The organism is Bacillus cereus group sp. BfR-BA-01524 (assembly GCF_022662595.1).
GTDB lineage: Bacteria > Bacillota > Bacilli > Bacillales > Bacillaceae_G > Bacillus_A > Bacillus_A thuringiensis_S.
The window spans coordinates 44,001-50,573 of the sequence record NZ_JAKUDW010000037.1; the positions used below are offsets into that span (position 1 = coordinate 44,001).

Sequence of the window (6,573 nt, forward strand, 5' to 3'; positions counted from 1 at the left end):
TTTCACAATCTCTGAAATACAGGTTTAAATCCCGCTTGCATTGTATCATCCAGCCCCTTACCTTGCGTTGGGTTCCATGCAGCTATGATTACGTTATAGCCCAATCGCTTTAACTCTGTCGCAAAGTCTATAAGAGCTTTCCTTACTTTTTGATTCTCTACTAAATCGGCATCAAACGCTAAATAGACATTTTCTATACCCATATCCTTTAATACAGGCATAGCAATTCGCCAAGCATTTACACCAGGAATCGCAAGAACCGTTGTTCCTATTTCAGAAATCTCCTCTTTATTAAATCTCTCTGGAAGCAAATCAGCAATCAAATCGGCTTTCATGGATCCTTCTGTGATCATTACTGATTTAGTTTGATGCAATGTGCCAGAATTCCAATGTTTTAAATGAGAACTCGGTACCGCTACATGTACAGGAAGTGGATTTTCACTACCACCTGCACCAGTCCCTTGATTTTTATTTGCTGATGAGAGCCACAGATACTTTTGCCCTTTATGAATCTTTACAACAATTTGTCCCTCTTGAAATGGAATCTCTACCTTTTTGCTCACTTCTAGTTCGCCTTCAAAGATACAATCACCATTTTTTGTTATCTTTACAACATTAGGCTGCTCGATTAATTCCGCTTGAACTCCAGTAGGTGCCGATTTCACATGAACGGAGTTTTTCACTTCATCCACACGAACCTGCCATCCAACAATTTGATTGTACTGGTTTCGAAAAGGAATCAATATACCAGGAGATCCTGACATCAAACAAAGAGAAAGTTGACCTTTCCTCAGCTCATAAAAGCCCGGAACCCCCTGCCAACAGTTTTTATTCCCCATCTTTTTAAATAGCTTCTCCCAAACAGTCGTATATGTATTATCCTCCTCTAACACAATTTGTTGTTTTAAGAAAGATCGATATTGACATACTTGTATTTGTTCCTCGCTCATTTTTCTATCTCGTAATAAATGTGTATGATGATGCTCCTGCAATGGTATGAAATCCATTAACTTCCGATTAAACACATCTAATTCCTCATTGCTTTTCTTATCATGAATCTGAACTTCATCCGCCTCGGGCAATTGATACTTATCTTTTCCATTTATGTAATGAATGTAGCTTGGATTTCCCGTATTTTTCCCATAAATCCATTTACTTTCTACACGTGTACATGCTACCTTCTCTTGCGAAATATGCAGCATACAATTGCCTGTATCATAACAAATTGGACAAGGTATACGGTAAAACTCCCACCAGCTGCCTCTCGGATAAGCACTTGTTAAACGAAACTGTCCTTTTTGAATGTTATAATTCATTTTTCCCCACTCCTTGTATACTTTTTATTATATATGGGACTATTACTTCCAATAAACTTTTTATAATTACATTAGGATATTACGTATAATCACCTAATGAATATACAAAAGGATACGTATTACAAACTAATTAATCATTTCTATGTTCTTGATCTTGCCAATCCGATTCTACGTATGCTTCAAATGCTATATCAAACATCTCGTGATTTGTAAACCAATACTTTTTGATTCCCTTCGTATCTAACTTAATTGCTGTATTAAAGTACACAGGCACTTTCGCTTGATAAGATATTCCATCAAATTTTCCACCTGTTTTTCATAATAAGCCAACATTTGTGTAGCTCTCTTGAATTCTTTGTTAATCTTACGTTCCATACGTGCCTTTGTTGCCCCCGATAAAATAAAAGACAGAAATTCATAGTAATCTTTCACTACGGATTTCTGTCATTCCCTCTGTCTGCATATTTCCATATGGTTCTGTAAATTATTCATTACGATACACTGACACCTGTTAAAGAGAATAACTCCTCTTTTATCGGATTAAGTGCTTGTAATGCACGTAAACTTTGAATAGGATCATCCGGATGTGTAGAATAAAATAATGATAATTCATAACTGATTATCATTATTAAATCCCCCTAAATAATTTTTTTTGCCCAATGTAATAATGAGTTCTCCAATCAAACAGAGTTAGAAACAACACAAAAAGAGCTTCTTCAAGTCGATTAAAAATGTGTATAGCAAAATAAACTATATATACACTAATCAGCTCAAAGAAGCCCTTTCAGAATTGAAACAAGACGAAACTTGCTTCTACAGCTCAACCACAACTTATAAAGTGTGAGAGTAAACAGAATCAAATAAACAATAAATACAATTACATATTAATGAATTCACACAAAAATTTCAACAACTTTATATTTTCTTGAGATTTTTCGCTCTATTCTACTTTCCAATGAATATTTTTGTACAACCATATGATTCTACCGTGTTAAATTGCAATTCTAGATCTTGCATATCCCACTATCATCCCCTGATATTATTTAAAAGTTATCATTGTTTTATATATTCTATATCAGACTAATTCTTAGATGGATACAAGGTATAATTCCAATAATTTTTCACAGCATTTCCCTACATCATCTAAAAGCATCGACTTTTTAAACAGATAAGTAAGACATTTATTTTCGTTTGTTTTGTTAGAGGAAAACAAACGAAAATAAATAGATTAATTTTTTTTCAAATGCACAATCTTTATTTTTTTTAAATAATCTACGATAATCGTAAAGATAAATTTTCCAAATGCAAGTGGTATATAAATGAGCCATAACTTTAATATTTCCTTTTTTCTCTGTGATCAGAATCCCTCATTAAAACCAACCCTACCCTTTACGTACAAATAATCCCCTTTAACTTACAATAAAAATAAATAATACCATAACTTGATATTCTTTATATTTTTAAAATTTAAAAATATATTATTCTTATCTTTCCTTAACAACAAATAAGACGCCACCCCGATTATGGCAACGCCTACGATAATTCCTATACACTTAATCAAAATCATTTATCCTAACATCATTTATTTCTTTGCTTCCATACCCCATTCTCTTTACGATAAGTATTCTTCCCATTCATGAATCCAGCTGTATTACCAGGGATGCTATATTTCTTATTCTTGGCCTTCTTCCTCATCCTCTTTTCTTCTTGAACAGCTTGCAAATCCACCTTCCATTGTTTCAACAAATCCTTTTTACGTCGCATCGAATTTGTACCCCTTAGATTGAAATATTAATCTATAAATCACATTATACATATTTAAATATGCTTTTCAATAAAAAAAGAGCACCAATAGCAAGGGTGCTCTCAATGTGAATTGGGGTTTATCCTGAGCATTGAATAGGACACGAAGAACTCGTCCTATTACATAATATGCTTGTCCTTATCATAATGTGCAATAAAAAAAGCACCCTCGCCCAGGCGCCAAAAGATACATATACTTTGAGGTAACTAACACGTTAGAAAAGACCTTTCCATATCATTGTATGATTATCGATTATCTTTATACCTAGATGGCTCATTAAATACGTTTAGTGTATAATTTCTATTGATTTAGCCATGCATAATTCCATCCAATTCATGGTTAGTATTCTAAATAGACCAACGATGTATTATAATCCTTTATATACCCAAGGAGGTTTACCATGCTTAATTTTCATAAAACATTCCCCATCTTAGGATTCTTTTGGTTTTTATACGGTTTTATTGGTCTCATCTTTTTATTACTATTCCTTAGCGTGTAAAAACAACTCATATAAAAATTTTGATAAAGTTAATTGTCCCTCCATAAAGGGATCCCTCTTATTTCTGAATTTTTCTTTTTATATGTACATAAGGTACGCGAAATATCACTATCTCATTAATGAATAATTTGTGTTTCTTGTTGGCTATCTTCTCTTTTACTGCTTCATCAATATATTGCTCTTTCTATCTGCTCTACTAAGTATCCATAAACATCAAAATCAGCTCTTGGTATAGATTTCTTGCCTTTTGGTTGATGAGACATCCTTACATAAAACTGAATAACTGATAGTAATACTACGAATACTGATTTATCCTTGCTAAACTCAATAAGGAAGAAACATATTGCCCCATCTTCTCCGCTTTCTCCAAGTAATCTAATTGATGCTGCGCTATGTTATTTAAATCAAAACGTGTGTCTTTCTCTGTAGACTTCGCTTCAAACACTATAGCTCGTCCTTTATACACGCCATCATAGTCTACTTTACTCTTAGCTTCATAGTAACACTTAGCACACGGACACCTTTACTTTTTAACACCTTCACAGGAGTCGGACGCTTGTTTATAAGCGCCACTCCACCTCTTTGATACATTTCGTTTGCTAGATTGATAATTATTTCAAATGCCATTCCACGATTTCCTAATCCCATTGTTATTCCTCTCTCTCAATGTTGAGATACATGTACCTCAAACTTAGTATCAATATCTATTGAATTCTTGTATTCGCTTAGTATTTTATAACTGGGAGCTCTATTAAAACATTGCCAGAATGTTTGTTTTGCCTTAAGTCTAGCAATATCAATAGTTTTATCAAAATTATTAGGAAGATAAGAATATTGATATTGTGGTGGAATTATTGGCCGTATATCTTTTTCCATGCCATCTCGTATTTTTTGAATGCAGGCAAGCAGCTCATTCTTTACTATTTTCTCAATGTTCTCTATCGAAGGATATGCAACAATTAATTTTATTTTGCTACTAGCTATAAATAACTCACCTAAATAGTTATTTATAAGATATTTAAACTCATTGATAATATCGAGTGCAATTTCTTTTTGGGGTTGTCTTAACGAGGATCTATAATAAAAATTTTGATAATAATTATACAAATTATACCTGTTACTCATACAAACACTTCCTTATTATACATTTTGATTCCATTTTACGTAGAAGCTGAATTTCCGTGAATGTTTTCGAAAACATGTAGCCTCCCCCTTAATAAAACTCAATATTCCGTCAATAATGTAGACACATGGTTATCTTTCTCCGATTCCTTATATAAGCAGTTAGCTTTTGCTAGCTGCTCTTTATTTGTACAAGGTACTCAATTGACTGGCGCACATATAATATCCTGAGTTCCTTTCTTTATAAAATAGTCGTTATAAAATGGGTCTCGTTACGAGAGCACTTTACTAAGTGCTCTTTTTATGTTCCAACTTAATGAAATTTTTGTTTAGTTTTCTTCCTCTTCTTCATCACAAATACATTCATCAACATACTCTCTATAAATAATGCACCAATTACCTTCCATTTCTATATACCCTTTCTCTCAAATAACTATTTTGTTAACTTTTTTGATACATTCATGTGTTATCTTCAGTACGTTCTATTCTTTTCATAACCTTGTGGGTTATACCAACACAAGGAGCTCTAGATCCCTAAATCTAGAGCTCCTTCGTTTAAATATTTCACTCAAACATGTATAGACAACTATATATTTAGGTGTTAAAATATTATTGTGATTCCCATATGGTTTCACATACGACTTTTTTCTTCGATTATGGGGTTCTTACGTAATGTAAGGACCATTTTTTTTATTCAAATAAGGACTTTTTTTAAAGTTTATATGTACATATTTTTCAGTATATAATTAAATTATCAATATATCAGGGACAATAATGATTTTGTTATATATTTGTTTCGGAATGAGTGCATTTTTTAGCTTAATAAAGGAATTTGGAGAGCCACAGATAAACCGGTTCCTGGATTTAGTTGATCCTTTAATTTTGCTTGGAGCTTTATTCCTAGTGGATAACATCTTCATCTCCTTTTAATAACTGTTTTAGTTCCTCTTAACTCTCTTCAAATAAGTCGCATTCATTAGTAGACTTAACTATATTTCTCTGATTCCATTTTTCTATTAACCTATCTTATTCGCTCATATCGTATCCTAGATAATTTACTGTACTCCCTTACGACCTACGAATGGCTTCGTAGCAGCTTCATCCTTTTTTAACCCTTGAGTAAAAAGTAACGTTCTTAATCCCGTTCTTTCTTGCTAATTTCAAATGCACTGCGTACCCTTTTCCCTTCTTTGCTGTTTCATATAAATTCATACCATATTTGACCAGTTTGAAGAAGGCCGACTGGCTTATTTCATTCCATTCAGCTAGTGTTATCATTCTAGAATTAATGCCACTTTTTCTCTTTACATGTTAAAAAAATATTTGGATGATAGTCCAAATACATATTATTAATATTAAGCTGGTTCACGTCAGGAGAAGGTATCTTAGGTTGTCATATTATTTTCCTTCGACATAATATGACAATATACGAATTGACAATTTGTTATTATTATCTAGAAATCTTACATTTATCTACAAATTATTATTGTATTTTTAATTTTTTAAATGTAAAATATTTCAATGTAAATACATACCATTTAGGGGGATGAAGAAATTTATGAAAAAATTATTAGCTTCAGCAACAGCGGTAACACTATTAACAGTGGGGTACAGTTCTGCTGCATTTGCAGAAAAAAATCCAAACGACAAGAATTGCAGTCACTTTAAAAACAAACAAGAAGTTATGGAATTTTGGCACAGCAATGGATACAGCGCAACTAATGATCCTCATGACTTAGATCGTGACAATGACGGCTTACCTTGTGAAGTGAAAAAAGGAGACTACGATCAATTTTTAGCTAGCAAACAAACTACTAAAAAAGATGAAAACA

The 6,573-nt window shown here is 32.6% G+C and carries 5 protein-coding genes and 2 pseudogenes; 1 reads left to right on the plus strand and 6 read right to left on the minus strand.

Annotated features, from left to right (window positions below):
• Window positions 1–2 precede the first annotated feature (2 nt).
• From MR170_RS15320 to MR170_RS15345, 6 genes and pseudogenes are all read right to left on the minus strand, one after another.
• Window positions 3–1,316, minus strand: coding sequence for a DUF3854 domain-containing protein (locus tag MR170_RS15320; RefSeq protein WP_242308589.1), 1,314 nt, complete (start codon window positions 1,314–1,316; stop codon window positions 3–5).
• Window positions 1,306–1,715, minus strand: a pseudogene (locus MR170_RS32475) (LPD1 domain-containing protein); the annotation flags it as partial. The pseudogene MR170_RS32475 and the gene MR170_RS15320, both read right to left, overlap by 11 nt.
• Window positions 1,716–1,807: 92 nt before the next feature.
• Entirely contained in the window at window positions 1,808–1,942 is a 135-nt protein-coding gene (locus tag MR170_RS32260; RefSeq protein ID WP_257129872.1) for a hypothetical protein, read from the minus strand.
• Window positions 1,943–2,894: 952 nt separating this feature from the next.
• Entirely contained in the window at window positions 2,895–3,080 is a 186-nt protein-coding gene (locus MR170_RS15330; RefSeq protein ID WP_078994324.1) for a hypothetical protein, read from the minus strand.
• A gap of 715 nt (window positions 3,081–3,795) precedes the next feature.
• A pseudogene (locus MR170_RS32265) lies at window positions 3,796–4,267 on the minus strand (Holliday junction resolvase RecU); the annotation flags it as partial.
• A gap of 15 nt (window positions 4,268–4,282) precedes the next feature.
• Window positions 4,283–4,744, minus strand: coding sequence for a hypothetical protein (locus MR170_RS15345; RefSeq protein ID WP_242308590.1), 462 nt, complete (start codon window positions 4,742–4,744; stop codon window positions 4,283–4,285).
• A gap of 1,555 nt (window positions 4,745–6,299) precedes the next feature.
• Between MR170_RS15345 and MR170_RS15350 the strand changes: the two genes are divergently transcribed.
• Window positions 6,300–6,573: excalibur calcium-binding domain-containing protein (locus MR170_RS15350; protein WP_242308592.1), on the plus strand; the 274-nt coding region annotated here is incomplete at its 3' end.

Excerpts from the sequence above, each read along its gene's own strand:
- MR170_RS15320 (WP_242308589.1), bottom strand. The coding sequence starts at position 1,316 with ATGAATTATAACATTCAAAAAGGACAGTTTCGTTTAACAAGTGCTTAT.
- MR170_RS32260 (WP_257129872.1), bottom strand. The coding sequence starts at position 1,942 with ATGATAATCAGTTATGAATTATCATTATTTTATTCTACACATCCGGAT.
- MR170_RS15330 (WP_078994324.1), bottom strand. The coding sequence starts at position 3,080 with ATGCGACGTAAAAAGGATTTGTTGAAACAATGGAAGGTGGATTTGCAA.
- MR170_RS15345 (WP_242308590.1), bottom strand. The coding sequence starts at position 4,744 with ATGAGTAACAGGTATAATTTGTATAATTATTATCAAAATTTTTATTAT.